Consider the following 664-nt stretch of genomic DNA (forward strand, 5'->3'; position numbering starts at 1 on the left):
AGCGTTAGGGAAACGCCCGGTTACATTCCGAACCCGGAAGCTAAGCCTTTCAGCGCCGATGGTACTGCAGGGGGGACCCTGTGGGAGAGTAGGACGCCGCCGAACAATTCTTCAGGACCCCTGGTCCCAGCGTTCACGCTGGGACCAGGGGTCCTTTTGTTTTTGCTTGACTTTTCCGATGCGCGGCCGAGTGCCGGCTGCGCGAGAATGACTGCAGTACCCGAAGACAGGAGTCACGACGATGTCCACCAACTCTCCCGACGACCGTCCGGAGCGCGAGCCGCGTCGCAGGGACGGTGGCGGTGGCGACCGGGGCGGCTTCCGTGGACCGCGACGGGATGACAACCGTGGCGGGGACAACCGCGGCGGCTTCCGCCGTGACGACCGTGGTGGCGACAACCGCGGTGGCGGTTTCCGCCGCGATGACCGTGGCGGTGACAACCGCGGTGGCGGTTTCCGCCGTGACGACCGTCGTGATGACAACCGCGGTGGTGACAACCGCAGTGGCGGTTTCCGTCGTGACGACAACCGTGGTGGTGACAACCGCGGTGGTGGGTTCCGTCGTGATGACAACCGTGGTGGTGACAACCGCGGTGGTGGGTTCCGTCGTGATGACAACCGTGGTGGTGACAACCGTGGTGGTGGGTTCCGTCGCGATGACAAT

Annotated in this window: 1 protein-coding gene and 1 rRNA gene; both read left to right on the forward strand. The window is 64.9% G+C overall.

Annotated features, from left to right (window positions below; genetic code table 11):
- Positions 1 to 105: ribosomal RNA gene (gene rrf / locus ACZ66Z_RS27960) — 5S ribosomal RNA — on the forward strand; the annotation flags it as partial.
- A 218-nt stretch (positions 106 to 323) separates the two neighbouring features.
- Positions 324 to 664 (forward strand): hypothetical protein (locus tag ACZ66Z_RS27965; RefSeq protein ID WP_469938128.1); only part of this gene is annotated, 341 nt, incomplete at its 3' end.

The organism is Streptomyces sp. NPDC107498 (assembly GCF_055582805.1).